This is a genomic window from Streptomyces sp. UW30 (assembly GCF_008042075.1).
Taxonomy (GTDB): Bacteria; Actinomycetota; Actinomycetes; order Streptomycetales; family Streptomycetaceae; genus Streptomyces.
In genome coordinates, this window is sequence record NZ_RDBN01000020.1 from 16,082 (window position 1) to 40,813 (window position 24,732).

A 24,732-nucleotide genomic window follows, 5' to 3' on the forward strand; every position below is an offset into this window, starting at 1 on the left:
CCCTTTGCGCGACAGCCGACGAAGAAGGGCACCGCATGGCCCCCACTACCGCGTACGGCGCCGAGTCCGCCTACGACTACGTCATCGTCGGCGGCGGCACCGCCGGCTGCGTGCTCGCCGCCCGCCTGAGCGAGGACCCCGACTGCCGAGTCTGCGTCATCGAGGGCGGCCCCAGCGACGTGGGCGACGAACGCATTCTGCGCCTGCGCAACTGGATCAACCTGCTCGGCTCGGAGTTCGACTACGGCTACACGACCGTGGAGCAGCCGCGCGGCAACTCCCACATCCTGCACTCACGTGCCCGCGTGCTCGGCGGCTGCTCCTCCCACAACACGCTGATCAGCTTCCTGCCGCTGCCGCAGGACCTGGAGGACTGGGTGAGCCGGGGCTGTGCCGGCTGGGACCCGGCGACGATCCTCCCGTACCGTGATCGGCTGCTGACCGAGATCGTCCCGGTGGCCGAGGCCGACCGCAATCCCATCGCCAAGGACTTCGTCACCGCGGCCGCCCGCGCTCTCGGCGTCCCCGTCGTCGACGACTTCAACGCCAAGCCCTTCGCCGACGGCGCCGGATTCTTCTCGTTGGCCTACCAGCCGGAGGGCAACCTACGCTCCTCCGCCTCCGTCGCCTACCTCCATCCCGTCCTGGACCGGCCCAACCTCACGCTCCTGCTGGAGACCTGGGCCCACCGACTCCTCACCGACGAGTCGGGACGGCTGACCCGCGTCGCCGTCCGGGGCGCCGACGGCGAGCCGGCCACCGTACGCGCCGAGCGTGAACTCCTGCTGTGCGCGGGCGCCATCGACACCCCGCGCCTGCTGATGCTGTCCGGTATCGGCCCGGCCGACGACCTGCACGGCCTGGGCATCGACGTACGGGCCGACGTGCCCGGCGTAGGCGAAAACCTGCTGGACCATCCCGAGTCGGTGATCATCTGGGAGACCGCCGACCCTCTGCCGCCCAACTCCGCGATGGACTCCGACGCCGGGCTGTTCCTGCGCCGCGACAAGGACCAGCCTCGCCCCGACCTGATGTTCCACTTCTACCAGGTGCCCTTCACCGTCAACACCGAGCGTCTGGGCTACCCCGTGCCGCAGCACGGAGTGTGTATGACGCCGAACGTGCCGCGTGCCCGCTCCACCGGCCGCATGTGGCTGCGCAGCTCCGACCCCGCCGAGCACCCCGCCCTGGACTTCCGGTACTTCACCGACCCTGAGGGCCATGACGAGCGCACCATCGTGGACGGACTCAAGACCGCCCGCGAGGTCGCGGCCACCGACCCGCTGAGCGACTGGCTGGTCCGCGAGGTCGCACCCGGCCCGGGCGTCGTCTCCGACGCCGACCTGTCGGAGTACGGCCGCCGTGCGGCGCACACCGTCTACCACCCGGCAGGTACGTGCCGCATGGGCGCTCCGGACGACCCGATGGCCGTCTGCGACCCGGAGTTGAGACTGCGCGGCGTCGAGGGCGTACGGATCGTCGACGCGTCGGTGTTCCCGACGATGCCCACCATCAACCCCATGGTGACCGTCCTGCTCGCCGCCGAACGCGCGGCCGACCTGATCACCGCGGGACAGGGGGCGCGGCCATGACCGGTACCCAACCCCCCGCACCCGCGTCCGGCGTCCCGACCGGGGAGCCCGGCTCGGAGTTCCGCAAGGACATGGGCCCCTGGGCCAACTTCGCCCTCGGCTTCACCTATCTCTCCCCGGTGGTGGGCACCTACACCCTCTTCGGCATCGCGATCGCCGACGGCGGACCGCCGATGATCTGGGCGTTCCTGATCGCCGGAGCCGGTCAGTTCCTCGTCGCGCTGATCTTCGGCGAGATCGTCGCCCAGTACCCGATCGCAGGCGGTGTCTACCCCTGGGCCCGGCGGCTGTGGGGCAAGCGCTGGGCGTGGATGACCGGCTGGGTGTACATGTGGGCGCTGCTGGTGACCATCACCTCCGTCGCCTACGGCGCCGGCCCTTACATCGCCATCCTCTTCGGCTTCAGAGCCACCGTGCACACCACCGTGCTGTGCACCGCCGTGCTCATCGTCGTCGCCATCCTCATCAACTACATGGGCACCAAGGCACTGTCGGCGGCGGCCCTCATCGGTTTCGCCGGCGAGCTCATCGGCGCCCTCGTCGTCGGCATCTACCTGCTGGCCACCCACCGTCACCACGGCCTCGGCGTCATCTTCGACACCTACGGCGTCGAGCAAGACGGCTCCTACCTCCCGGCGTTCCTGGCAGCCGCCATCATCGGCCTCTACCAGTACRACGGCTTCGAGGCGTGCGGCGACACCGCAGAGGAGGTCCCCCACCCCGGTCGGGTCATCCCCCGCGCGATGCGCCGCACCATCTACATCGGCGGCGCCGCAGCCACGTTCACCTGCATGTCGCTGCTGCTGTCGGTCACGGACTTCAACGCGATCATCTCCGGCGAGCAGGCGGACCCGGTGGTGGACGTGCTGTTCGACGCCATGGGCGAGACCGGGGCCCGACTGGTGATGGCCGTGGTACTGATCTCCTTCCTGTCCTGCACCATCAGCCTCCAGGCCGCCGCCGGACGGCTCATCTACTCCTACGCCCGAGACAAGATGATCGTCGGGCACCAGCTGCTACGTCGGTTCTCCCACGCCCGCGCGGTGCCGGGCTATGCGCTGTTCGTGTCCGCGGCGGTGCCGCTGCTCATCGCCTTCGCCTCACTGCTCTCCGAAGACGCCCTCACCAACATCGTCTCGTTCGCGATCCTCGGCATCTACGTCTCGTTCCAGATGGTCGTCCTGGCTGCGCTGCGCGCCCGGCTCAAGGGCTGGCGCCCGGCAGGAGAGTTCACCCTGGGCCGCTGGGGCCTCACGGTGAACGTCGCGGCGCTGGTCTACGGCATCCTCGCCATCATCAACATCTCCTGGGCCCGCAGCCCGGAGAAGGCATGGTGGGAAAACTGGATCGTCCTGCTGTGCGGCGCGGTCGTCCTGGTCACCGGCCTGCTGTACATGTTCACCACCCATCACTACGGCCGCGGGGACGCCCCCGCTGGTGACGCCGTACCGGAAAAGCGAGGGCTGTCCGCCGACTGACCTGCGGGGCGCCGGTTCAAGGCGATGGCGACCTCGTGCGAGGCAGGTCAGGTCGGAGAGGTTGTCGATGCTCCTCGCAGCGGCGCGCTGTTCATCGTTGACGTGCGAGCGTCTGGCCGGGTACTGCAAGATCTGCGGATGGTGGACAAAACTCCACTGCGGACGCCGGCGCGCCCCTGCGAAACTGAGATCAGGCCCCGTCGCGGAATCCCCCGTCGCGACGGGGCCGTCGTACGCCATCCTGAACCCATGCCTGCTGCTTCCCGCTTCACTGGTGAAGACAGGACTTGACCCTCACGTGGCGTCAGGCTGCACAGTCGCTCCCGTGGCGGATCACTGGACCGTGGGACGCGTAGCCGAGCTGGCCGGTGTCAGCGTCCGCACGCTGCATCACTATGACGAGATCAGGCTCGTTCGGCCGTCGGCGCGGACCGCGGCCGGGTACCGGGCCTATTCGGCGGGCGACGTGGAGCGGCTGCGGGAGGTGCTGGCCTATCGGCGGTTGGGCTTCGGGCTGCGGGAGGTTGCAGAACTGGTCGACGACCCGTCCACCGACGCGGTCGCCCATCTGCGCCGACTGCGCGGCCTGCTGCTGGAGCGGCGRGATCGCGCTGCCGCCATGGTCACGGCCATCGACCGGGAACTCGACGCACGGGCGAAGGGGCAGAACGTGACGCCGCAGGAGCAACTGGAGATGCTCGGTGCGCGGCTGTACGACGCGATCGGCGACGCTTACACCGCGACTCGGCATACCGACCCGCGGATCGCCGCGCAGATCTGGGACGCGCTCGGGGACGCGCAGGCGGTGCTGAACGTCGGGGCCGGCACCGGCTCCTACGAGCCTGCTGATCGCAACGTGACCGCGGTGGAGCCATCGGCGGTCATGCGGGGACAGCGGCCCGCCGGCTCGGCGCCGTGCGTGGCAGCCGCAGCGGAGAGCCTGCCGTTCGAGGATCGGTCCTTCGACGTCGCGATGGCCGTCTCCACCGTTCACCACTGGGAGGACCCGCTGGCGGGGCTGCGCGAGATGCGGCGCGTGGCCCGCCGCGTGGTGGTGCTCACGTTCGATACCGACGAGCCCGGATGGCAGGACCGATTCTGGCTTACCCGCGACTACCTGCCCGAGTTCACCGCAGTCCTCGCGGACTTTCCCTCACTTGCCGGGATGGCAGACGCGATCGGCGCCCGCGCAGAGCCGGTGCCCATCCCGTGGAACTGCGCTGACGGCCTGTTCGAGGCGTACTGGCGCCGACCGGGGGCGTATGTGGAGGATCACGTACGCCGTGCGATGTCGGTGTGGACGAGGGTCGGGCCGGAGGCCGAGCAGCGGGCGGTGCGAAGCCTCAGCGACGACCTCGAGTCCGGCCGGTGGACCGAGCGCAACAGCGATCTCACCGACCTCGACGCGGCAGATCTCGGCCTCCGCCTGCTCGTCGCTTGAACCGCGTCACAGTGTCACCGTCATGACGGCCTCCGGCCGACCCGCCGGTCATGTGCGGCGCTGAGGACTCGTACTCTCCTCGGCCGGTCAAACGCTGGGCAGTCAGGCGACCATCTCGCGAAGTGATTCTTCCAGCGGATTGGCCTCGATGCCGAAAGTGGTGGTCGTGGCCGAGGAGTCCAGTACGAACGGGCGGCGGAACTGGTATTGCGTCTCGCGGAGTTCGCGGACGAGCGGGTCGCGGAGCCCGCCAAGCCACAGCACGGCCTTGGGCATGGTGGACAGGCGCGGCGCCGGAGCTCCGGCCAGCGCGCAGGCCCTGGCGGCGAGTTCGCGCATGGACACCGGCGCTGCGCTGGGCACGTGCCACGGCCGGCCCCACGCCCGCCCGTCGGCGCCGGCGGCCACGAGGGTGCGGGCGACGTCTGCGGTGTAGGTCCAGCTGTGCGGGGCGTCCAGGTCTGCGGGGACGCTCACGCGGGCTCCGGCCAGCACTTTGGGCAGGACCAGCATGCTCAGCAGAGACTGGGTGTCGGCGCCGAGGTAGTCCGAGCCGCGGACCTCGGTCGCCCGGACCTCGCCGGCCTCGTGTGCCGCGAGGGCTTCGCGCCACAGCCGGGCTCGGAGTCGGCCCTTGACGCCCTTCGGGCGCTGTGGGGTTTGCTCGGTCATGGGGCCGTCGACCGGCCCGTAGCCGTAGAGGTTGCTCGTGGTGACCAGGACGGCGTCCGTGGCATGCGCGGCGGTCAGGCACGCCTCCGCCAGCGGCGGCAGATAGGTCGGCCACTGGTGATAGGGGGCGCCTGCGCAGTTGTACAGGACTGTCGCACCGCTGGCGAGCTTGGTGAGTGTGCTCGGGTCGGATGCGTCGGCCGCCACTTTCTCGATGGCCGCGTGGTCCGGTCCCGTACCCCGTCGCGTCACGATACGGACCTGCTCGCCCCGGTCGGCAAGCAGCCGCGCAGTTGTCGCGCCGACCGGCCCGGCCCCGACGATCACATGCAGAGACATGACAGCACACCCTCAAAGTACGGTGATCTAATTGGAGAACACTGTTCTCGCCTTTACTCCGAGGATGCGGCAGCGATCGCCCCATGTCAAGAACAGTGTTCTCCAATCGGTCGCTCGTTCTCGCGGCGTGCCAGAATCGGTGGGGTGACGGCAAAGACACTCCGCGAGCGCGTGCGCGCGGAAATGACCGAAGAGATCCGGGCGGTCGCCCGTCGGCATCTCGCGATCGACGGTGCGAACCTCTCCCTGCGGGCGGTGGCGCGCGATGCCGGCCTCGTCCCCTCCGCGCTCTACCGTTACTTCGCCAGTCGCGATGCCTTGCTCACCGCGCTGATCATCGAGGCATACGAGGCGCTGGCCGAGGCGGTCGAGAAGGCCGAGGCGGCCGTGCCGAGAGCGGACCTCGGTGGCCGGTGGCTGGCCGTGTGCCGGGCCGTGCGTGCCTGGGGGCTGGACAACCCCGCCGAGTACGCCTTGATCTACGGCAGCCCGGTACCCGGCTATGCCGCCCCGGAGGACACGGTGAGCCCCGCATCGCGAGTTCTCCTCACATTGAGCGCCATCCTGTTCGACGGTGCGGACGCCGGGCAACGCGCCGTGAGCCCTGCCAGACCGCTGCCGGCGGCGGTACGCGAGGACCTGGCCCGGCTGATGAACCACTGGCCAGGAGAACAGCCGCAAGAGCAGGAGCCGTCATCGCCCGAGGCTCTCCTCGCGATGGCGTTGACGCTGTGGACGCACCTGTTCGGCCTGGTCGGATTCGAAGTCTTCGGCAGGCTCAACACCATGATTGACGCACGCGAGGAGTACTTCGACCATCAGGCGCGGGTGATGGCGGACCTGGCCGGCCTCACCACTCCCACCGAACGCACCGACGGCGACACAGCGCCCGCCTGATCGCCGGCGCACGAGCGCTCTGCTCGGGCGGCCGTCTGATGTTGTGGGCAGCACCCGCGCGGCTCCGCTGCCCTCGAGGCACTCGCCGGATGCCCGCTGCCGCAATCCCTGCCGTGTTCGGGGGGCGAAGGCCTCGTCGACGATCCGCATGGCGCGCCGGCCCCTGCTCCAGGTCGTTGACGTACGCCAAGCGGGTGGCTGGGGTGTGCCCATGCAGTGCAGGGCCGTGAGGCGGGAGCTTCGTCCGCGTCGACGTACCCCATCCCGCCCGCCGCACCGCTCGGCATCGCCACGGCGGCCACCTGTTGCGAGGTTCTGCTCGGCAGACTCAGGGGTAGAGGCCGGCCCGGAAGGTGAACGAGACGAGTTGTGCTCGATCTCGTGCGCCGACCTTCGTCATGGCCCGCACCGCATGTGTCTTCACGGTGAAGGGCGACACGGACATCTGGGCCGCGATCTCGTCGTTGCCGAGACCGCTCGCGACGAGAACGACCACGTCCCGCTCCCTGGGTGTCAGTGCGTCGAAGCGTCGCAGCAGTTCCCGGTCGATCACCGGAGGCGGACTGTCGGTCATGTGACCGATGAGCGCGGCCGTCGCGGCGGCAGACAGCGCGCCGCCGCCGCCAACGACCTCGGTGATCCCGGCGACGAGTTCAGCCGGGCTCACGGTCTTGCTCAGGAAACCGTTGGCGCCCGCGCGAAGGGCGGCGAGAACGATGTCGTCCTGATCAAAAGTGGTCAGCACGATCACCCGCAACTCTTCGGGTGGGTGCTCTTTGCGGATCCGGCGGGTGGCTTCGACACCGTCGATGCCGGGCATCCGGATGTCCATCAGAACCAGGTCGACGGGATGGTCCCGGAGGAAGGGGATGACCTGGAGTCCATCGGAGAGATCACCCGCAACAACGAGACTCGGGTCGAGCCGAAGCATCGCTTTGATGCCGGCCCTTATCTCGTCCTGGTCGTCGACGATCAGAATCCGCGTCGTCATACGGCAGCGCCCAGGGGGCTGAATTCCGCGTGGACCCGGAATCGCCCATCGTCACTGTCGATCGTCAGCCGCCCGCTGGAGGACTCGACGCGTTCACGCATCCCTACAAGTCCGAGTCCGCTGCCGGAGCCGGAGCCGGAGCCGGAGCCACGTAGTGAGTGCCCGACGCGGTTCTCCACGGTGACGCAGACCCTGCCGTCGCGCTCGCGCACATCCACGGTCGCCGCACCTTCTCCGTGCCGATAGGCATTCGTGAGAGCTTCCTGAACGACTCGGTAGACCGTCACGCCGACGCTGGGCTCCACGAAACCTGCGGGGATGTCGATGGAGGGCCGCACGTCGAGGCCGATGCTCTCGAAAGAGGCGATGAGGCCTTCCAGACCGCTGAGCGCCGGGGTCGGCCGAAGCGCCTCGTCGTCGGAGATGTCGTCCCCGATGCGGAGGAGCGCGAGGATCCGTTGCGTTTCGACCACGACGGTGCGGGCGCTGGACCTGGCTGAGACGAGGGCCTGCCGGGAGGCCTCGGCGTCTTCGGGCAGCCCGATCTCCGCGGCACCGAGATGCAGGCTCAGCATCGCGACCTGGTGGCCGATGACATCGTGGAGGTCCCGGGCGATGCGCAGTCGCTCCTCGGTCACCCGTCGGGTGGCTTCGATCTCGCGGGTGGCGATGGCGCTTTCGGCCCGTTCCTCCAGGGTGCGCCAGTGCTCTCGATGGATGCGCAGCGCGGCCCCTGTCGCACCTCCTGCGATGGCTGAGAAGAGTGCGGCGGCTCCCACGATCGCGCCGCCCCTGAATCCTCCCAGCGTCATGAACGCCCCCAGGAAGAACGCCGCCACGATGCCGGTTCCGGCCAGCGGCTGCTTGCCGCCGAGGGTGACCGAGAACAGCACGAGCACCGCCATCATCCACACCGACAGGGGGTCGTGACCCACCGCTGTGACGGCGAAGGACGCCGCGCTCGTCACGACCAGTCCTGCCCACGGCCTCCACCACGACAGGGCGACACCGCCGCCGGCGAGGAGGACGGAGAGGGCCGTCGGCCAATCCGCCCCTCGCACAATCGCTGCCACGATCTGGCTGGTGAACACCAGCGCGGCCACCGAGTAGGCGACGAGGTGCAGTGCCTCGGGGCGGCGGACCCACAGGGGTGCCATGGGCCCGTCCTGATTGTTCTGCGCCTTGACCATGGCCTGATTCTCGTCCACGTGTGCGGCGGCCGTGTACTTCGAATGATGTAGACGGCGAGCCCGGGCCGGGCGATGGGGACGGCAGAACTCATTCGATTCGAAGTGGAGGGCAGAACTACTTCGCTCGAAGTACACGGCCCCTCCCGAGGCCGCTGAGACTCCTCATCGAGGCGACCGCCTCACACCGTCACGATCACAAAAACGGGACACCCGATGACTCAGACCACCCCGACTTCGAGCACGACCGCGACCACGACCACGCCGACGCCGACGCCATCCGGACTCCGATCGCTGCACCTGATCCGAGTCACCTTCTCCCTGATCTGGGCGGCACTCGTCGTCACGACCTCGGCCTCGCTCGTTTCGACGGACAAGCCCACAGTGATCGCGGRCGTGCTGCTGGTCATCTACCCCCTGTGGGACGTCATCGCCACGCTCCTCGAGCGTCGCATGACCGGCACCGGCTCCACGGACCGCGTCGGTACCACCAACATGGCTCTCGGCCTCGCCACCGCCGCCGGAATGATCATTGCCGTTTTCTCCACCATCGGGACGGCCCTGCTCGTGTTCGGCATCTGGGCCCTCCTTTCCGGAGCGATCCAGCTCGTCGRCGCGATCCGGCGCCGACGCACCGTCGGTGCCCAGTGGCCCATGGTCATCAGCGGCGGACTGTCCGTCCTCGCCGGTGCCTCCTTCGCTGCCATGTCCGCCTCGGCGACGAGCGGCCTGTCCTCCGTCGCCGGATACTCAGCCTTCGGTGCCTTCTGGTTCCTTGTCTCCGCCATCGCCCTGAGCGTCCGCGTCCGACACGAGCGGCGTTGACCACCGCCGCCGGAACCACCGCCTCTCCCTCCCGCCAGGCGCCGTCTTCACCAGAGGCCGGCCCACCCGGGCATTCGGCACGAATGACAGACTCGACCCATGTCCTCCTCAACATCCGCCCGCCTCAGGGCGCTTGCGGGAGCCGGCCTTGTGCTCGCGGGCGCGTTGACCCTCACTGCCTGCGGTGAGGTGCGCGCCCCGGGCTCAACGGCCGCAGCCACGCCTTCCGCTTCGGCGAGTGCCCGGGGAGCCTCACCGTACGTCGAGCCGGGGGCCGGTGACGGCGCTCCGCATTACAACGAGAACAACGCCTACCGCCAGTCCGGCGATATGTCGCCCGCGCATGCGAAGGACGCCGAGCGGGAGGCTGAGCGCATCAGGCCGGTGCTCAAGCAACTGTGGGAGCAGCGGAAGTGGGAACCCTCGGAAGTGCGCTCGGCCCTGCTGCGGCTCGGCTACGAGGAGGAACGCATCACGAAGGACGGCAAGCGGCTCGGCGGGACGCTCACCGTCCGGGATATGTTCTCGCGCTACAAGAACGACGGTTACGTCACGCCCGAGGGTTCCTTGGTCGCGCTGCGCGTCCATGACGACGCGTGCGTCTCTGCGTTCGTGCAGAAATCCAACTACGGCGTGGAGACCAACGGCCCGTACCCGGAGACAGGCTGCTTCGAGCCGCCCTACGGCCACTGAACGGCGTACCCGTCAGGTCCTTCTCCACCTCGTTTTCACCCTGCGGTGTTCCGGCCGGCCCGGGTCTCGGGGATGCACCGGGCCGTCCCACACCAATGCCACCCGTACCTGCTGATGGTCGTCACTCATGCCTGCGACTCTACGAACCTCCAGCGAACGCAACTGTGGCCCGTCCGTGGTCATGCCACTGCCGGCACTCGGGGCGGTGGACGTAGCCCTTCCACATGTGTATGGCCGCGCTGACGGCCCCTGGCTGCAGATGGTTGCGGGAACGTTCAAGACGGCGGACCTTCGCGACTGACCTGGTGCCCTTCACCGATTGTCCGCCTCGAATGCCTGGGCGACGGCCAGGCTGTCCTCGTAGACGTGGTGCCGGGTGACAAGTCCGTCTTCGACGGTGAGATGTAGAGCGAACCGCGCGTGATACGCACGTCCGGTGGGCCGTGCGGTCTGACGGATCTCGCCGAGCACGATCGCGTCGCTTCCGTCGATAAGGATGCGCTCGACCTCCGTCGCCACACACTCGGGCACGTGGTACTCGGCCAGCTCGCGATAGTGGGCGGCTGCGTCGGCCCGGGTGGACCGGTGACGGATCCACGGTGTGGCGCTGCGGCCGTGCTCTGCCTGCGGCCAGTTGAACTTCCAATCGCCCTGTTCGGCATACAGCTCGGCGATGCGCTCGGGGTCGCCCTTGCCAATCCTTCGCAGTAATTCCTCTACCGCAGTGCGCGTATTCGTAGGCGCGGCTGTTGACATGTCTGACCTCTTCGTCTGATCCGCGTCCTCTGACGCGGAGAGATCACCAAGCCTGCCAGTCCAGGCACCCCGAGACGATTACCACCGAGGTAAGACGTCATCCGCTTTCCGAACGTGATCGGTTGCTTCGGGGCGGGTGTAATTGAACTCCGGTCGGTGGCYGGAGAGATGGGCGTGATTCGTCCGCTCGTTTGGCTCGTGGAGGTGGCTGGTGACGTCGGTGCTCGGCCGGGTGGGCACGCACTGTCGGCAACTGGCCGTCGCGCTGGGACTGGAGGCCGTCCCGGCGAAGGTGGAAGGGACTGCGATCGAAGGCGAAGCGCCTGGTGGAGCGAGAGTGGGCACTCCAGGTGCGGTCGGGAGTGTTGGCTCGTGAACGGGGCTCGTACTCGCCCGCGGCGGATTCCCCTTCCCACGCGCAGGGGCTCCGCCGGGGCCAGGTCCGGGGAGAGCCACGTTCGCCCGGTTTGGTCTCGGAATGCGGTGGGAGGTCAGGACAGCGTCGTCGGCATGAGCCATACGACCCGGACGCGGAATACGTTCGGCTTCGCCGCGTCAGCGGGGCGGAGTGCGGATTCTTCCAGGACCGGGCGGCCCGTTCCGGTGTTGCCGATGTTGCCGATCGGGTTCACGCGCACGGTGTGCACCCGCGCCCTGGCCGGCCTCACACCGAGAACTCGCGTATCACCGTGTTGCGGAACACCGCGCTGCCGCCGATCGTGAACAGTGCGAGCCGGGTGTCCAGCAGGTACGGGAACACCTGGCTGGTATGCACGTAGCGGCCGTCGTCGACGAACATCTCCACCGACGTGCGGTCCACCAGGATGCGCAGCTTCACCGTGCCGGCGGACGGGTCGAACGGGGTGTGGCTCTCCTGCCACTTGCCGGACGTGTCGGCGTTCACCGTGTTGCGTCGGTTGAGGAAGGCGTAGTTGGTGTAGACACCGGCGTCGATGTGCCGACCGCCGCCGGGTGAGCGCCTCAACTGGAGTCCGGCGCCGGTGAGTTGGGACCAGGTGACCTCGGTCGTCACCTCGTAGGAGATACCGGTGTAGTCGAGCACCTTCGTGCCGTCCACGGTCACGTCGCCCAGGTTCACGGTGCGGGAGACATGCGAGTCGAGGCCGGCGACGGGCCGGGAGGCGAGGTAGTAGGTGGTGCCGTCGGATGCCTTCTTCAGGGTGATCTCGCGGACGATGGAGTCGGTGCCGTTGAAGCCGTCGCAGTCGATGGTGGGGGTGGTGTCGGCGTAGTCCCAGTTGTTCACCCAGCCGATCGCGTACCGGGCAGCCGCGTCCACCGCGCCGCTCGCGTCCCGCTTCTCGAAGGTGACGGCGCCGTACCAGTCCCAGCCGTGGTCGAGCCACTGCGGGTCACTCGCATCGGCGGTGAACGCGCTGCCGTCGAAGGAACCCGCCCAGTAGGCGTACGTGTTGGGCAGCCCCGAGCCCTTCCCATTGGCGCTCACGCCGAGCACCCATTTCACGGTGCCGTCCCCGGCGGTGATGCGGAACAGGTCGGGGCACTCCAGGACGCCGATGCCGTCGTGGACGAAACCGCTCACGTACGTCCAGGACTTGAGGTCGTCGGAGTGGTAGAAACCGATCTTGTCGTTCTCGGCGAGGGCCATCACCCAGCGGCCCCGGTCCTCGTCGCGGATCACCTTGGGGTCGCGGAAGTCGGCGACGCCAGGGTTGGGTAGGACGGGGTCGGTCCCGTAGTTGTCGAAGGTGAGACCGCCGTCGGTCGAGTAGTACAGGAACTGCTCCTGATGGTCGGTGCCGCCGCCGGGGGACATGGTGACGATGACGACCACCGCACCCGCACCGAACCCGGACGTGTTGCCGGTGTCGACCACCGCCGAACCCGACCAGAGATCGCCGTTGGGTGTGGTGTCCTTGGGCACGGCGACCCCGCGGTCGGTGAAGGAGACCAGGTCCTTGGTGGTGGCCAGGCGCCACGCGGTGCCGACGACGCCGGTGAAGTAGTCGGCGTTGTAGAGGTAGTAGTAGTGGTACTCGCCGTCGATCCAGACGGGCCGCTGCGGGTCGTTCTTCCACTGGTCGGGGACCGTGAAGTGGTACTCGGCGCGGTAACTCGCCCCGCTCGCCGCGGACTTGGTCCTGCTCTTGGCCGTGGCCCCGGGCTCGGGCTCGGGCTTCGGGGCGGCCGTGGCCGCCGCGGTGGGCAGCAGCGCGGCGGCGGTGCCCGCCGCCGATCCCGCGAACAGTGATCTCCTGGAAAGCCCCGATGTTCCGGGCATGACGCATCGTTCCTCTCGTGGCGGCTCACGACGCAGAGGGCGTGAAAAATCGGCTCAGGTGAACGAGGACTGTAGACCTAACTCGTTAAAGGTCAAGCGTTCCCGACCCTTGACAGGTCCGCTGCCCGGTTCCCATCATCTGGGGCATCACCCCTGAACTAACACGAGTTAGGCCCGTTGATGACTGACTCGCACCTCCCCCGCCGCACGCTGCTGCGGTACGGCGCATACGGCGCCGGAGCAGCCGCCCTGGCCGCGACCGCCGCGAGCTGGGACCGGCTCACGGGAGCCGACATCCCCGGCCGCGACGACGGCTCCCTCGTCGTCGCCACCCTCGGCTCGGCCTTCGACCCGGCCACCGTCGACGCCCTCACCAAGGGCTTCCACCGGCTCCACCCCGACATCCCACTGCGGGTGAACGCGGTGCAGGCCGTCGACTGGTCGGACTTCTTCGCGAAGATCCTCACCCAGATCGCCGCGGGCACCGCGCCCGACCTGGTGTATGTGGCCACCGAGGGCGTGCAGTTGTTCGCCCAGCGGCTCGGCGTGTCCCTGGACCGCTGGGTGCGGCGGGACGCGGCGGAGCTGCGTGAGTACTTCGCCGACGTCCACCCCTCGCTGGTGGAGTCGATGATGTACGAGGGCAACCTCTACCAACTGCCCATGGAGTTCAACGCCGCCGACATGTACCTCAACAAGCAGGTGCTGAAGCGGGCGGGCGCGGAGTCCCCGGCGGCCGACTGGAGCCGCGACGACTTCACCGCGCTGCTGCGGGAGTTGAAGCGTGCCGGCGGTGCGCACTTCACGCCGTACTTCTGGACCAACCGGCTGTGGGGCGGCGTGGTGCCCTGGCTCTTCGCGAACGGCACGAACCTGCTGAAGGAGTCGAAGGCGCCCGGCGGCTCCTGGCTGTGGGACACCTTCTACCCGGCCGCCGACCGGCAGGGGCGCGGCGGGGGCTTCCGCTGGACGACCCCGCAGGCCACCGCCGACCGGGTCGAGGAGGCGTACGACTATCTCGCCTCCCTCGTGCAGGAGAACCTGTGCAGCCGGCCCGAGGGCGGCAACGGCAACAACCTGGTCGGCGTGTTCTCCACCGGCCGCGTCGGCGTCACCCCGGCGGGCGGCTTCTGGGCGGGCGGCCTGCAGTTGGCCGGCATGCGGGCCGCCGACTACGACGTGCAGTACTTCCCGCGCTGGCGTACCCAGCGCCACCAGTTCGGCGCGGCGGGCTACGCGCTGCTGCGTACCTCGAAGAAGCAGGAAGCCGCCTGGGAGTTCATCAAGTACGCGGCCCGCAAGGACACCATGACCCGGCTGTTCCAGAGCAACCAGACCACCCCGGCCCGGCGTTCGATGCTGAACGCCGCACGCTACGCCGCGAGCGGCCCGGCGCACTGGCAGGTCTTCTACGACACCCTCGACCGGTTTCCCGACACCGGCCCGATCCCCGCGCCGCCGCAGGTCGCCGAGGTGACCGACGTCCTGCTCAAGTACACCGGCACCGCGCTGGCCTCACCGCGTGCGGTGGGTCCCGCGCTGCGCCGGATGCAGGGCGACCTGGAGCAGGCCATGGAGCGTGAGGTATGACGAACACCCAGGTCCCGAACTCCCAGGTCCCGAACTCCCAGGTCCCGGCCGTACGTCCGCGGCCCGCCACGCCATCCGCCGCCGCCGCAGTGCGGCCGTCCGTCCGCGACCGCGGCTCCCGGCTGCTGGCCGCGCTGTTCCTGGCGCCCACGGTCGTCGGCATCGTCGTCTTCACGGTCGTGCCGATCATCGGGTCCGCCGTGCTGAGCCTGTTCCAGTGGAACGTGATCGACCCGCCCCACTTCGTCGGCGGCGCCAACTACCGCACCACCTTCACGGATTCGACCGTCCTGGTCTCCTTCCGCAACACGCTCGTCTTCATGGTCCTCGCGGTCGCGCTGCAACTGCTGATCGCGCTGTCGCTGGCGCTCGCGCTGAACGGGCGGATGCCGGTGTGGCTGCGGTCGGTGTTCCGTTCGGCGTTCTTCTTCCCGCTGGTGCTATCCGCCGCTTCGATCTCGGTGGTGATGAAGTACCTGTTCAACCAGGACTTCGGGGTGGTGAACTGGCTGATCGGCCTGGTCGGCGTCGCGCCCGTGCCCTGGCTGACCTCGGAGCACGCGGCGATGGCCACGGTGATTCTGGTCTACGTCTGGCAGCAGTTCGGTTTCTCGTTCCTGCTGTTCGTCGGCGGTCTGAACAACATCCCCAAGGAGATCCACGAGGCCGCCGCCCTCGACGGCGCGACCGGCCTGCGCAAGCACCTCGGCATCACGCTGCCGCTGCTGTCGCCGACGCTGCTCGTCGCGTCGGTGGTCGGCATCATCAACGCCTTGCAGGTCTTCGAACAGCCCTACGTACTCACCGACGGCGGACCCGGCGACGCCACCCGCACCGTGGTGATGGTGATCTATGAGAGGGCCTTCGAGCAGCTCGACTTCGGCGAGGCATCCGCGGTGGGCGTGCTGCTCTTCGTGCTGATCATGGCGGTCACCGCCCTCCAGTTCCGGCTCAGCCGGCGTTTCGTCCACTACCAGTGAGCCGGTGAGCCGTATGAGCGCCATGAGCCAAGCAACCCCGCCCCTGAAAGCGACCCCGACTCTGAGTCGCGTACGTCACTCACTCGCCCCCTGGGCCAGGATCGCCGCGCTGACCGTGTGCGCCCTGCTGACGCTCGGCCCGGTCATCTGGACCGTCGCCACCTCACTGCGCACTCCGGCCGAGTCCTTCGACCTGCCCCCGCAGATCATCCCGACGCACCCGACGACCACGGCCTACCGCGGGGTCTTCCAGCAGATCGACGTGTGGCTGCTCGCCCTGAACTCCACGCTGGTGACGGCACTGATCGCCGTCGGCCAGATGATCACGGCGGGCCTGGCCGGATACGCCTTCGCGCGCCTGGAGTTCCGTTTCAAGAAGCCGCTCTTCGGCCTGGTCCTGGCGACCATGATGGTGCCGTTGCAGGTCACCATCGTGCCGGTGTTCCTGGTGCTGAAGTCGATGGGCCTCACCGACACGCTCCTCGGCCTGATCATCCCGGCCTTCCCGACCGCGTTCGGCACCTTCCTGATGCGCCAGTACTTCCTCGGTATGCCGAAGGACCTGGGCGAGGCGGCCATGCTGGACGGCGCTGGGCCCTGGCGGATCTTCCGCTCGGTGTACGCGCCGCTGGCCACACCCGGCCTGGCGATCGTCGGCGTGCTGGCCTTCAACTACCACTGGAACGAGTTCTTCCGCCCCTTGATCCTGGAGACCTCCGGCCAGAACTACACGCTTCCGCTGGGTCTGGTCTCCCTCCAGGGCAACCTCGGCACCGGGTCCATCTCGGTGGTCCTGGCCGGGGTCGTGCTCTCGATGCTCCCCGCCGTCGCCGTGTTCGTCGTCGGCCAACGCCCTCTGCGTGAGGGCATCACGTCCGCAGGAGTCAACCGTTGAGCAATGACCCCAACGTGCCGCGTTTCAGGGTCCGTCCGCCCGTCGGCTGGATCAACGACCCCAATGGGCCGTTCCGTTGGCGGGACCGCTACCACCTCTTCTACCAACACAACCCCGACGCACCGGTGCACGCGAACGTCCACTGGGGTCATGCCTCCAGCGCCGACCTCGCGCACTGGGAACACCACCCGATCGCGCTCACCCCGACACCGGGCGGCCCCGACGAGGCCGGTTGCTGGTCGGGCTGCGTGGTCGACGACGCCGGCACACCGACCGCCGTGTACACGGGAGTCGACCGTGCCCACGCCGGACTCGGCACTATCTGCCTGGCGCGGGCGGCGGACCCGGACGACGAGCGGCTGACCGAGTGGAAGCCGCTGCCGACGCCCGTGGTGGCAGGGCCGCCGCCGGGACTGGACGTGGTGATGTTCCGCGACCCGTTCGTCTTCCGCTGCGCGGACAGGCGCTGGGCCCTCGTCGGGGCCGGGCACGCCGACGGTACGCCGTCGGTCCTGCTCTACGACTGCGACGACCTGACCGAATGGCGGTTCGCCGGTGTGCTGCTGGACGGCAAGGACCCGGTGGCCGCAGGCGCGTTCGGCGACAAGGCGGTGGGCTGGGAGTGCCCGCACCTGTACCGGACAGCAGGCGGCGACCACGTACTTCTGGTGTCCCTGTGGGACGGGGATCCCTGCTCCACCGGATACCTGACGGGCCGTCTGGAGGCCGATGGCCAGGGCGGGTTGAGGTTCGCGCCGCGCGCCGGCGGCCGGCTCGACCAGGGGCGGGACTTCTACGCTCCCGCCGTGCTCCAGGAGCCGGACCGCGCACTGCTGTGGGGCTGGTCGTGGGAGGCCCGGCCGCAGGAGGAGATACACCGGGCCGGATGGGCAGGCGTACTCACCGCGCCACGGGTCGTCGACGTCCACCCCGACGGTTCACTGCGCGTGAGTCCGGCCCCGGAACTCGACCTGCTACGCCCGGCCGAGCCGTTCGTCACCGCGCCGGGCCGCGTTCCGCTTCCACAGGCCTACGACCTGACAGTCACCGCACGCGAACCGACCACGGTGAGCCTGCTCCGGGACGCGGCGGGCCGGGAGCTGACCGTCCGGGCGGACCCGGCCTCGGGGACCGTCGTCCTCGACCGCGGCGCCTGGCCCCGGACCGGCAGGGAAGGCTCCGCCCCGATCACCGTGCACGTGCCGAAAGCGCCGGAACTCACGCTCCGGCTGCTCGTCGACGGCTCGCTCGTCGAACTCTTCGTCGCGGAACGGGCCATGGTCACCGAACGCGTCTACCGGCGCCCCGGCGACATCGCCGAGCTGGTCGTCGACGGGCCGGGTGCCCGGGTCACCGGGTGGGCGCCGGACCCACGGAGGCCCGGCTGACCACAGGGCAGGCCAGGCGCCGGACGGTCGCGGGCGGCGTACGGCCGGCTTCGATGGCGTCCAGGAGCAGCCGGGCCGCCGCCTCGCCCATCGCCCGGTGCGGCAGCGCGACCGACGTGAGCGGCGGTGTGAGGAACGCGGCCATGTGCTCCTGGTCGTCGTAACCGACCACCGACAGATCGGCGGGCACGTCGATCCCGAGCCGGGTCGCGGCGTGCAGGACACCCGCCGCGACCCGGTCGTTGTAGCACAGGACGCCAGTGGGGCGACGGCCCGGCTCGACCCCGTCGAGCAGCCGCAGCGCCCCCGCGTATCCCGCGGAGATCTCCCCGCCGCCGCGCACGATCCACTCCGCGGGCACGGTGACGCCCTCGGCGCGCAGCGCGTCCCGGAAGCCGCGGGTACGTTCCACCGAGGCGATGTCGTCCAGACCGCCGATCACGGCGAGCCGGCGGTGGCCCGCACCGAGCAGCAGCCGGGCCGCGGTACGGCCACCGGCGCGCTCGGCAGGGACCACGGCGGGCAGGGAGTCGTCCTCGGGCAGGCAGTTGGCCAGCACGGAGTGGGTGCGGTGCAGGCCCTCGGGGACGCGGACCCGGCGCAGTGACATGGCCGCGTAGATGATGCCGTCCACGCGCCGGTCGAGCAGTTCCGCGACGGCCGCGTCCTCCTTGGCCGGGTCACCGCCGGAGTCGACGGTGAGGACGAGATGGTCCCTGTCCCAGGCGGTCTCCATGGCGCCGCGCAGCAGCCGACCGGCGAACGGTGAGGACGCGATCTCGTCGGTGACCAGCCCGATCACGGCCGTACGGCGACTGCGCAGCCCGCGGGCCACCGGATCGGGGCGGTAGCCCAGCTGGGCCGCGGCCTGCCGGATGCGTTCCTGGGTGGCGGGCGAGAGGTTGCCCTCGGCTCGGCCGTTGAACACGAAGGACACCGCGGTGTGCGACACGCCGGCGAGCCGGGCGACGTCCCGTGACGTCGGGCGCCCGGTGCCCGTGCTCCTGCTCTCCTCGGCACCGCCCACGCCGTCCGCCGCCCTCGCCCAGCCCGTCCCTGTCGATCACCGTCCACCCTATCCGCGGGGAGCGCCACGGCATACGGGAGATCCTCAGGGCGCCGCGGCGGGACGGCGAACCGGCCGAACTACTCCGGCAAACACCACCGCCACGGCCTGCACGTCCTCGCCCTCACCGACGAACGAGGCCGGATGATCTGGATCTCCGCGGCTCGGCCCGGCCGCACTCGCGACATCACCGCCGCCCGCCGTGACCGCATCCGGTCCCACCTACGCGCCGCCGGCCTAGGCGCCCTGGCCGATCTCGGCTTCCTCGGCCTGGACGACGACCCGGATGACCCCGTGGTCGTCGCCGGCTTCAAGGCCACCCGCGCCCGCAAGCTCACCACCAGCGAAAAGGAAGCGAGCCGGCGCTCGCCGCCGCACGCGCCCCGGTCGAGCACGGCTTCGCCCATCTCAAGAACTGGCGGATCCTCACCAAGCTCCGCACCGATCCCGCCCCGCGCGACCGCCCTGCTGTGCGCCCTGTTCGTCCTGACGAACCTCGAAGGAGCCCGCTGACAGATGATCTACACCCGAGCTCGATCGCCGGTCACCGGTCACCGGTCACCGGTCACCGGAAAGTCATATTCGGCGCGGTACGGCTCCGTCCTGCCAGCGGTAGAGGTCACGCAGCAGGGAAATCTCGGCGCCGTGATGGATCAGCTCCCTGTTGACGTGCAGGACCCTGTTCTCCATGGGAAACCGCTCGGGACCCACCGCGGGCGGATTCTCCAGGTCAGCGTCCGAGAGTTCGCGGACCCCCGCGTTCCATCTCCCATACATCTCATCGAGCTGCTTCAGCGCCTCGTCAGCGGTCCCCGCGTAGGCGAATGTCTCGGAGTCGACGTCCTGGCCGCCGAAGTACCATCCGACCCGATAGCCCAGGCACGAGACGATGATGTGCGCCAGCCGCCAGGCAATCGTGGTCACCGGCGCCGGCTCCGGGCCAGGAAACGCGAAGTCCAACGTCCATTCCCCCGAACCCTCCGACATCGGTGCGGCCGACGTGCCACGTGGGCGGATACTCCAGCAGCCGCGCACCGGCTCCCAGAAGTACTCCTCATCGGTAAGACCGTCCAACCGCGGCCGCAGGTTTTTGTGCCAGTACCAGTCCAGTTGCTCCGCGAGCCGCTCGCTTCTTGTCATTTCCGCACACTACATACAACGGAGACCTGGCTGCGCCCCTCGCGGACGCCGTCGCCGGCCGCGGGCCGCACCGGGAGGTGCCGATGGGGGCTGATGTGCCCTTCGGGCCGCACCGCAGCGAGCGGCTGTTTGACATTAACAACCCGGCTGGCTGGGTTGGGTTCATGAGCCGGAACAGGTCGCGGAGCGGTTGGACGGAGTCAGCGCACTCTGGTGCATCGCGGCCGGGTGGGCCTCGCCGCAGTGGACATGCACAGCCCTCCTGACGTTCGCGTGCACCGCCCGGAGTGTGGTCGGTGTCAGTCGCCGGCCGGTTTCCCTGAAGAACCACGCGGGACCGGGTCGGCATGAACTGGCTGGGCTGGGCTGGGGCCATATGTGTGAGGCTGCTCCGCCTTTCAGGTAACCGACCCGCCTGTCCGGGTGTCAGATCACCGCCTCCACATCCCGCTTGCCATATTTTCCAATTGCTCGCTGTCTTTCTCCCACAGAAATACCAAGGCCTGCCCCACCCATGCTCGACGGACCGAACCGGACGCATCCCAAGCGCGGCCTGCGCGCGCGCACGCTGAGGGTCTGCGCCGTGTGCGCCGCCGCCGCGGTTGCGGCGTCGCTCGTCGCCTGCTCCCCCACCGGCCCGCCCTCCCGGACACAAGACCCATCAGTACGCGCGGCGCCGCCGGCCCTGGGCCCGCCGCAAGGTGAGAGGCAGGGGCGGGGCGCGATGCTCGCGCGGGCGCTGAAGCCCCTCATGCCGGACGGTGACACGCGGCTGGCGGTGGCAGTGTTCGATCTGGACAGCGCCGACCAGGAGGTCGCCTCCTACGGGGCAAAAGACTCGTTCGTCACGGCCAGCATCAGCAAGCTGGGAATCCTCGCAGCGCTGCTGCTTCAGGCGCAGGATGAGGACCGTGCGCTGACGGCCGCGGAGCGCGGGTACGCCGAGGAGATGATCCGCACCAGCGACAACGAGGCAGCCAACTCCCTGTGGCAATCGATCGGCGAGGCGGTGGGCCTCGACGCGGCCCACGAACGGCTGGGACTGGAGGCGACCAAAGGCGGCCCCGGCACCAGTTGGGGCCTCACCCGGACCACCGCCAGAGATCAGGTCCAACTGCTGCGCGCGGTCTTCGCCCGGGGACCGGTGTCCACCCCGCGTCCGCCGAAGGGACTGAACCAAGCCTCCCGCGCCTACATCCGCCGACTGATGGGCCAGATCACCGACGAGCAGGACTGGGGGGTCTCTGCGGCCGGCTCCCCCGGCGACCAGTGGGCCCTGAAGAACGGCTGGATCCAGCGCAACACCACCGGCCTGTGGGTCATCAACAGCGTCGGCCAGGTCACCGTGCACGGCCACCACTACCTGGTCTCCGTCCTCAGCAGCGGCAACCCGTCGATGGAAAGCGGCGTCAAGCTGGTCGAACGCGCGGCGCGAGCAGCCATCGGCGCGGCCAGCGCCCACGTGCGGCCGTGGCCAGGTAAGCCCTGACAGAGTCTCGCCGGCCCACTGATGGAGGCAGCCCGCTGCGGACCCGACTGGCCGCGCACTTCCTACGTTCCCGCCCACGCGCCCTTGCCCCGGTGGCACCCGGGCCGACCGCCAGGCTCCAGCCGGCCCGGCCTTCACCGGCCTGCTGCGACAGACCAGCGGCTGGGTCCTCACCCCCGACCGGAACAACTGCGCCTCGTGGCGCACAGCACGACAGGCAGCGCGCTGTTGGGGGGCAGCGGGGACCACCGCCGCCGAGTCACGCTGAGCAGTCTGTCGGCGGTCGCAGCGAGTTGCGCTGTTCAACTAGGCCCGTGGGCAAGGAAGATGAGACACCCGAGTACGATCATGGCGAACTCCGACTGCATCTTTCACCTGCGCGATGGAGCTGTCATGACGACCAACCCACAGCCGTCTCTGCCGATCGACACCAGTAAGGCACACCCTGCGCGGGTCTATGACTGGCTGCTCGGCGGCAAGGACAACTACCCGGTCGACGAGGCGGTCGGTGAGATGCTGCCGCCCGAGGCGAGGGACGCTGCGCGGCAGAACCGGCAGTTCATGCACCGGGCGGCCGCGTGGCTCGCCGCGCAGGGCATCGATCAGTTCCTGGACATAGGCACGGGAGTTCCGACCGAGCCGAATCTCCACCAGATCGTGCAGAACGTCGTGCCGTCGGCCAAGGTTGTCTACACCGACAACGACCCGATCGTCCTGCGTCACGCAGAGGCGCTGCTGATCAGCCGCCCCGAGGGAGCGACCGACTACATCCAGGCCGATGTGCGCGACCCGGAAGCGATCGTCCAGCATGCCCGACACGTGCTGGAGTTCGACCGCCCCATCGCGCTGTCGCTCATCGCGCTGATGCACTTCATCACCGATGAACAGGACGCCCACGGCATCGTCCGCGCCCTGATCGACACGCTGCCGTCGGGTAGTTATCTGATCCTGTCGCACGCCGCGTCCGACCTGTTTCCGGAACTCGCCGAACAGGTCGTCGCCCAGTACGCCAAGGGCGGTATCCAGCTCGCCTTCCGCACACGCGGAGAGGTGGAGCGCTTCTTCGACGGCCTGGATCTCATGCCACCCGGCCTGGTGACGGCGACCGACTGGTTCTCCTCCACCCCGGCCCCGGAGGCGGAGGCGAGCGGCATCTACGCAGGAGTGGCCCGCATCCGCTGAACCAGGTCGTCCCAGTGGGCCTGGAAGTTCCGCCGGCCGCCAGGCAGCGTGTTGCATCGCGCCACAGGCCCAAAGCCAACGGACCAGCTGACCAATTGACCCATTGACCAACTGACCAACTGACCAACTGACCAACTGCAGCGCACAGGTTCGCGACGACGTCGCGACAGCCCCAGCCATGGCCCCGTAACCGATGGCCGGGGGCACTGGGGCGCCGGGGACATCCACGAGGCAGACCGAGACCTCCTGCCGCGCCGCCACGGTGCGAGATACGGGGATCCGTGCCGCCTCCTCCCCTGGAGGCCGAGCCGCATGCCCCCATCGGCGTTCTCCAGGACCTGCCGAAAGCCGGCCCGAGCACACACCTCGCGGACCCCTCAACTACGGACTGACGGTGCGCCAGGTAAGTAGGGCACCGCGTCAGGCTCCTGAGGCAACGATGCGCGCCGTGTCACGCATCACAAGGGCCACCCAAGTTGCCCAGATCACAGCGCAAATGTCCATTTAGCATCCATGCTCGAACCGGACACAGAGGCCCGAAGTAGAGCGCATGGGAAGTGACTTGGATGCGCCGTGCCGAAGTGATCCATGCCACAGCGTTCGTGACGTTCTACCTCTTTCCCCATAGAAAGGTGCCACCCATGGCCGCTTACCTGTGCCCGCCTGCCGTGATACACGGCCAGCACACCGTGAAGACCAGCGAGATCGTGGCGGAAGTACGCGGCCGGCACCCGCACGCGGCGTGGGCGCCGCGGATTGACGGCATCGCGGCCAGTACGGGCATCGAGACCCGCGGGTGGATGCTGCCGCTGGAGACCGCCGTCGCGCCTGGCAGCGGGAGCGGCATGCCGGCCGCCGGCATCGGGCCGACCCGAGAGGCACTGGCCGGCGACGGGTTCAGCGAGCAGGACGTGGACCGCGTGATCACCGCCCTTGAGTCGATACCCGCGCCGCAGACCGTCCAGGAACGCACCGCACCGGCCTGGGCAGCCGTGCAGTCCTACGGGGAGCATGCGGCGCGCGGGGCCCTGCAGATCGCCGGGCTGGACGCCGCGGACGTCGACTGCTTGATCACCAGCCACTCCACCACCCCGGCGCTGCCGGGGCTGGACGTCGCCCTCGCCAACAAGCTCCCGCTCCGGAGCGACGTGCTGCTGCTGCCGGCCACGCAGTGGGCCTGCATCGCCGGGACCCGCTCCCTGGCGCTGGCAGCGGATCTCGTGGCGGCGGACCCCGACCGGGTGGTCCTGGTCGTGATCGCGGAAGCACTGAGCACGACCTACCAGCCCGCGGACGACACTCTGGAGTCCTTGATCGTCCGGTTGCTGTTCGCGGACACCGCGGTCGCCGCGGTGGTCACGGGCCGCCCGAGGCCCGAGTCGGTGCTGCGACTGGACGCCGCCTGGAACCACACTCTGCCCGGCACCCAGGACCTGCACCGCCTGGAGACACAGGCGGACGGCACCCACTTCGTGATGGACCGGCGCGGGCCGCGCGCCGTGCAGGAGACGGTCACCGCGATGTGGGAGTGGCTGCGCCTGCGTCACCAGGACGACCCCGACTCCTGGCACCCCGATGTTCTGCTCGCGCACCCCGGCGGGACGCGAGTGCTGGAGTACATGGAGCAGACGATGCCCGACAGCTGGCCGTCGGGGCTGCTGGACTACAGCCGGGACAGCTACACCAGCGGCAACCGCGGTGGCGCCGCCGTGTTCGACATCATGCGCAGGGCGCACGACGCCGGGCAGGAGCCGGGCAGTCGTGCCGTGCTGTACGCAGCCGCCCCGGGCCTCACGGCCACCGCCCTGGCAGGGGAATGGCTGTAGCGCGAGCTCGTGTCATCCATGACAGCGGTCGCCGCCCGTTCC

22 protein-coding genes are annotated in these 24,732 nt (G+C 69.3%); 14 read left to right on the top strand and 8 right to left on the bottom strand.

Features of this window, described 5'->3' with window-relative positions:
* Positions 1-35 precede the first annotated feature (35 nt).
* The 3 genes from EAO75_RS09785 to EAO75_RS09795 all read left to right on the top strand — a co-directional run bounded on the left by EAO75_RS09785 (position 36) and on the right by EAO75_RS09795 (position 4,511).
* Positions 36-1,592 carry a GMC family oxidoreductase gene (locus tag EAO75_RS09785; RefSeq protein WP_147994671.1) on the top strand — a complete coding sequence of 519 codons (1,557 nt, stop codon included), beginning with the start codon at positions 36-38 and terminating at the stop codon, positions 1,590-1,592.
* A complete protein-coding gene (locus tag EAO75_RS09790; protein WP_187284370.1) occupies positions 1,589-3,070 on the top strand; it encodes an APC family permease in 1,482 nt (493 codons plus the stop codon). The genes EAO75_RS09785 and EAO75_RS09790 overlap by 4 nt, the downstream gene beginning before the upstream one ends.
* 343 nt (positions 3,071-3,413) lie before the next feature.
* The gene (locus EAO75_RS09795) at positions 3,414-4,511 is read left to right on the top strand and encodes a MerR family transcriptional regulator (RefSeq protein WP_187284378.1); all 1,098 of its coding nucleotides are present in this window, start codon (positions 3,414-3,416) and stop codon (positions 4,509-4,511) included.
* Between the two features lie 102 nt (positions 4,512-4,613).
* On the opposite strand, the gene EAO75_RS09800 is transcribed toward EAO75_RS09795, so the two are convergent.
* Positions 4,614-5,522: an NAD-dependent epimerase/dehydratase family protein gene (locus EAO75_RS09800; protein WP_147994672.1), complete on the bottom strand. Its 909-nt coding sequence runs from the start codon at positions 5,520-5,522 to the stop codon at positions 4,614-4,616.
* On the opposite strand from EAO75_RS09800, the gene EAO75_RS09805 reads away from it, so the two are divergent.
* Entirely contained in the window at positions 5,511-6,419 is a 909-nt protein-coding gene (locus EAO75_RS09805; RefSeq protein WP_261989223.1) for a TetR/AcrR family transcriptional regulator, read from the top strand. The genes EAO75_RS09800 and EAO75_RS09805 overlap by 12 nt on opposite strands.
* 328 nt (positions 6,420-6,747) lie before the next feature.
* Here the strand turns inward: EAO75_RS09805 and EAO75_RS09810 are convergent, their stop codons facing one another.
* Both EAO75_RS09810 and EAO75_RS09815 read right to left on the bottom strand, forming a co-directional pair.
* Complete coding sequence (locus EAO75_RS09810; RefSeq protein WP_147994674.1) at positions 6,748-7,410, bottom strand: response regulator transcription factor; 663 nt, start codon at positions 7,408-7,410, stop codon at positions 6,748-6,750.
* Positions 7,407-8,735, bottom strand: a complete 1,329-nt coding sequence (locus tag EAO75_RS09815; RefSeq protein ID WP_261989224.1) for a sensor histidine kinase — start codon at positions 8,733-8,735, stop codon at positions 7,407-7,409. Before EAO75_RS09815 ends, EAO75_RS09810 begins: the two co-directional genes overlap by 4 nt.
* Positions 8,736-8,813: 78 nt before the next feature.
* Here EAO75_RS09815 and EAO75_RS09820 point away from each other — a divergent pair, with 78 nt between their 5' ends.
* Complete coding sequence (locus EAO75_RS09820) at positions 8,814-9,422, top strand: DUF308 domain-containing protein (protein ID WP_147994675.1); 609 nt, start codon at positions 8,814-8,816, stop codon at positions 9,420-9,422.
* Positions 9,423-9,521: 99 nt separating this feature from the next.
* A complete protein-coding gene (locus EAO75_RS09825) occupies positions 9,522-10,115 on the top strand; it encodes a hypothetical protein (protein WP_147994676.1) in 594 nt (197 codons plus the stop codon).
* Positions 10,116-10,427: 312 nt separating this feature from the next.
* On the opposite strand, the gene EAO75_RS09830 is transcribed toward EAO75_RS09825, so the two are convergent.
* From EAO75_RS09830 to EAO75_RS09835, 3 genes are all read right to left on the bottom strand, one after another.
* A complete protein-coding gene (locus tag EAO75_RS09830) occupies positions 10,428-10,871 on the bottom strand; it encodes a nuclear transport factor 2 family protein (RefSeq protein WP_147994677.1) in 444 nt (147 codons plus the stop codon).
* A 491-nt stretch (positions 10,872-11,362) separates the two neighbouring features.
* On the bottom strand, positions 11,363-11,509 hold the full coding sequence (locus EAO75_RS45700) for a hypothetical protein (RefSeq protein WP_187284371.1): 147 nt from the start codon (positions 11,507-11,509) through the stop codon (positions 11,363-11,365).
* 26 nt (positions 11,510-11,535) lie between these two features.
* The gene (locus EAO75_RS09835; protein ID WP_147994678.1) at positions 11,536-13,134 is read right to left on the bottom strand and encodes a glycoside hydrolase family 32 protein; all 1,599 of its coding nucleotides are present in this window, start codon (positions 13,132-13,134) and stop codon (positions 11,536-11,538) included.
* 180 nt (positions 13,135-13,314) lie between these two features.
* Between EAO75_RS09835 and EAO75_RS09840 the strand changes: the two genes are divergently transcribed.
* The 4 genes from EAO75_RS09840 to EAO75_RS09855 are packed head-to-tail and all read left to right on the top strand — an operon-like array spanning position 13,315 to position 17,987.
* Positions 13,315-14,724: an extracellular solute-binding protein gene (locus tag EAO75_RS09840; protein ID WP_147994679.1), complete on the top strand. Its 1,410-nt coding sequence runs from the start codon at positions 13,315-13,317 to the stop codon at positions 14,722-14,724.
* Entirely contained in the window at positions 14,721-15,704 is a 984-nt protein-coding gene (locus tag EAO75_RS09845; protein WP_147994680.1) for a carbohydrate ABC transporter permease, read from the top strand. Before EAO75_RS09840 ends, EAO75_RS09845 begins: the two co-directional genes overlap by 4 nt.
* Before the next feature lie 22 nt (positions 15,705-15,726).
* A complete protein-coding gene (locus EAO75_RS09850) occupies positions 15,727-16,599 on the top strand; it encodes a carbohydrate ABC transporter permease (protein WP_147994681.1) in 873 nt (290 codons plus the stop codon).
* On the top strand, positions 16,596-17,987 hold the full coding sequence (locus tag EAO75_RS09855; RefSeq protein WP_147994682.1) for a glycoside hydrolase family 32 protein: 1,392 nt from the start codon (positions 16,596-16,598) through the stop codon (positions 17,985-17,987). The genes EAO75_RS09850 and EAO75_RS09855 overlap by 4 nt, the downstream gene beginning before the upstream one ends.
* On the opposite strand, the gene EAO75_RS09860 is transcribed toward EAO75_RS09855, so the two are convergent.
* A complete protein-coding gene (locus EAO75_RS09860) occupies positions 17,950-19,014 on the bottom strand; it encodes a LacI family DNA-binding transcriptional regulator (protein WP_147994683.1) in 1,065 nt (354 codons plus the stop codon). The genes EAO75_RS09855 and EAO75_RS09860 overlap by 38 nt on opposite strands.
* A gap of 147 nt (positions 19,015-19,161) precedes the next feature.
* Between EAO75_RS09860 and EAO75_RS09865 the strand changes: the two genes are divergently transcribed.
* Positions 19,162-19,566, top strand: coding sequence for a transposase family protein (locus EAO75_RS09865; RefSeq protein ID WP_261989230.1), 405 nt, complete (start codon positions 19,162-19,164; stop codon positions 19,564-19,566).
* A gap of 63 nt (positions 19,567-19,629) precedes the next feature.
* On the opposite strand, the gene EAO75_RS09870 is transcribed toward EAO75_RS09865, so the two are convergent.
* Entirely contained in the window at positions 19,630-20,193 is a 564-nt protein-coding gene (locus EAO75_RS09870) for a DinB family protein (protein ID WP_147994684.1), read from the bottom strand.
* Positions 20,194-20,707: 514 nt separating this feature from the next.
* Here EAO75_RS09870 and EAO75_RS09875 point away from each other — a divergent pair.
* The 3 genes from EAO75_RS09875 to EAO75_RS09885 all read left to right on the top strand — a co-directional run bounded on the left by EAO75_RS09875 (position 20,708) and on the right by EAO75_RS09885 (position 24,690).
* Positions 20,708-21,682: a serine hydrolase gene (locus tag EAO75_RS09875; RefSeq protein WP_147994685.1), complete on the top strand. Its 975-nt coding sequence runs from the start codon at positions 20,708-20,710 to the stop codon at positions 21,680-21,682.
* Positions 21,683-22,075: 393 nt separating this feature from the next.
* Positions 22,076-22,864 (top strand): SAM-dependent methyltransferase, encoded by a 789-nt coding sequence (locus EAO75_RS09880; RefSeq protein ID WP_147994686.1) that lies wholly within the window; start codon positions 22,076-22,078, stop codon positions 22,862-22,864.
* Positions 22,865-23,505: 641 nt separating this feature from the next.
* Entirely contained in the window at positions 23,506-24,690 is a 1,185-nt protein-coding gene (locus EAO75_RS09885) for a type III polyketide synthase (RefSeq protein ID WP_147994687.1), read from the top strand.
* Positions 24,691-24,732: the final 42 nt, after the last annotated feature.

What these genes read in the sequence shown, in the direction of transcription:
- EAO75_RS09785 (WP_147994671.1), top strand. Translation starts at nt 36, where the DNA reads ATGGCCCCCACTACCGCGTACGGCGCCGAGTCCGCCTACGACTACGTC.
- EAO75_RS09805 (WP_261989223.1), top strand. Translation starts at nt 5,511, where the DNA reads ATGCAGAGACATGACAGCACACCCTCAAAGTACGGTGATCTAATTGGA.
- EAO75_RS09800 (WP_147994672.1), bottom strand. Translation starts at nt 5,522, where the DNA reads ATGTCTCTGCATGTGATCGTCGGGGCCGGGCCGGTCGGCGCGACAACT.
- EAO75_RS09810 (WP_147994674.1), bottom strand. Translation starts at nt 7,410, where the DNA reads ATGACGACGCGGATTCTGATCGTCGACGACCAGGACGAGATAAGGGCC.
- EAO75_RS09825 (WP_147994676.1), top strand. Translation starts at nt 9,522, where the DNA reads ATGTCCTCCTCAACATCCGCCCGCCTCAGGGCGCTTGCGGGAGCCGGC.
- EAO75_RS09830 (WP_147994677.1), bottom strand. Translation starts at nt 10,871, where the DNA reads ATGTCAACAGCCGCGCCTACGAATACGCGCACTGCGGTAGAGGAATTA.
- EAO75_RS09835 (WP_147994678.1), bottom strand. Translation starts at nt 13,134, where the DNA reads ATGCCCGGAACATCGGGGCTTTCCAGGAGATCACTGTTCGCGGGATCG.
- EAO75_RS09840 (WP_147994679.1), top strand. Translation starts at nt 13,315, where the DNA reads ATGACTGACTCGCACCTCCCCCGCCGCACGCTGCTGCGGTACGGCGCA.
- EAO75_RS09845 (WP_147994680.1), top strand. Translation starts at nt 14,721, where the DNA reads ATGACGAACACCCAGGTCCCGAACTCCCAGGTCCCGAACTCCCAGGTC.
- EAO75_RS09850 (WP_147994681.1), top strand. Translation starts at nt 15,727, where the DNA reads ATGAGCCAAGCAACCCCGCCCCTGAAAGCGACCCCGACTCTGAGTCGC.
- EAO75_RS09870 (WP_147994684.1), bottom strand. Translation starts at nt 20,193, where the DNA reads ATGACAAGAAGCGAGCGGCTCGCGGAGCAACTGGACTGGTACTGGCAC.
- EAO75_RS09875 (WP_147994685.1), top strand. Translation starts at nt 20,708, where the DNA reads ATGCTCGACGGACCGAACCGGACGCATCCCAAGCGCGGCCTGCGCGCG.
- EAO75_RS09880 (WP_147994686.1), top strand. Translation starts at nt 22,076, where the DNA reads ATGACGACCAACCCACAGCCGTCTCTGCCGATCGACACCAGTAAGGCA.
- EAO75_RS09885 (WP_147994687.1), top strand. Translation starts at nt 23,506, where the DNA reads ATGGCCGCTTACCTGTGCCCGCCTGCCGTGATACACGGCCAGCACACC.